Source organism: Streptomyces sp. NPDC001204 (assembly GCF_053598035.1).
In genome coordinates, this window is record NZ_JBSFJL010000094.1 from 1 (window position 1) to 1,613 (window position 1,613).

The following is a 1,613-nucleotide window of genomic DNA, read 5'->3' on the forward strand; positions in this document are numbered from 1 at the left end:
GCCTAATAGGCACGTGGGTTGGCCGCTGGGTCCGCCCAGGCAGGGGCCGATCAAGACGTCTGGGATGTATGCAGCGCCTGGAGTGCTTCGACAAGAGGGACGCTGTTCCGGCCCCTGCCGCATCGCACCCAGTCGCCGTACTGTGCCGTGATTCGAGCCATTCCCAGGGCTACCTCCCGATCAGCCGGAGCCGTCGAGTTCTTCACGAGAGCGAGGCCCCTGGGCAGGGCTGGGGTTACGGACGGCTGATGGGGTGGTGCGCCCACGAGCGCTTCTATTAGGTCGCCGGGTGGCCCCGCCACGGCTTGATGCCGATGGACAGCGACGATTTAAAGGAGCGGGTGGTGAACGCAACCTGCGGAATCGACTGGGCCGAGGACCACCACGATGTGGCGGTGGTCGACTCCGACGCCCGGCTACTGGGCAAGCTCAGGATCAGCGACGACGCGACTGGCTTCCAGGACTTGTTACGCCTTCTCGCCGAGCATGGCGACAGCCCGGACGATCCGATCCCGGTCGCGATCGAGACCTCCCGGGGCCTCCTGGTGGCCTGCCTGCGAGCTTCCGGACGCCGGGTCTACGCGATCAATCCCCTGGCCGTTGCCCGATACCGCGACCGGCACGCGGTCTCCCGCAAGAAGTCCGACCATCAAGACGCCGTCGTCCTGGCCAACATTCTGCGGACCGACGCCTCGCAGCACCGTCCGCTGCCGAGCGACACCGACTTGGCCAAGGCGATCGCCGTCCTCGCCAGAGCCCAGCAGGACGCGGTCTGGGATCGCACCCGCGCCCACAACCGGCTCCGCTCACACCTGCGCGAGTACTATCCGGCCCTCCTCGCGGCATTCGCCGGCAAGCGAGAGCGGCTGCTGGCCCGGGAGGCCCGCGCGATCCTGGCGATCGCGCCCACGCCGGCCGAGGCCGCCCGGCTGACCCGCAACCAGGTGCGGTCAGCCGTCACACGGTCCGGACGCCAGCGACGCATCGAGGCCGAAACCGACCGGCTCCTTGAGGTGTTCCGCCGGACCTGGCTCCGTCAACCCGCCCTGATCGAGCAGGCGATGGGGCGGCAGACGCTTGCCCTCCTCGCCCAGCTTGACGCTGTCTGCCAGGCCTGCGACGACCTGGCTCACGACACTGAGGAGCTGTTCCTGCAGCATCCCGACGCGGAGATCATCACGAGCTTCCCTGGCCTGGCCACCCTCACAGGTGCACGGATCCTCGCCGAGATCGGCGACGACCGAACCCGGTTCGGCCGGGCGGGCGACCTGAAGGCCTACGCCGGAAGCGCACCGATAACCCGGGAATCCGGCAAGAGCCGCCGTGTCACTCACCGCCGGATCAAGAACAGCCGCCTGGCTGCGGTCGGCCGGCACTGGGCCTTCGCCGCGTTGACCGCATCACGTGGGGCCCACGCTCACTACAACCGCCGGCGCAAGAGCGGCGACCGATACCACGCAGCCCTCCGCAACCTGTTCAACCGCATGCTCGGCCAGCTCCACCACTGCCTCACCAGCCACCAGACCTTCGACGAAGCCATCGCCTTCAACCCACCGGCTCAACCCCCAGTCGCCGCAGCGGCTTGACCCGATAACCGCATGGGGTGTCTTGTC

General features: G+C 68.4%; 1 protein-coding gene. It reads left to right on the top strand.

What is annotated here, in order from left to right:
- Positions 1-314 precede the first annotated feature (314 nt).
- Positions 315-1,586, top strand: a complete 1,272-nt coding sequence (locus ACWC91_RS41545; RefSeq protein ID WP_450645070.1) for an IS110 family transposase — start codon at positions 315-317, stop codon at positions 1,584-1,586.
- Positions 1,587-1,613: the final 27 nt, after the last annotated feature.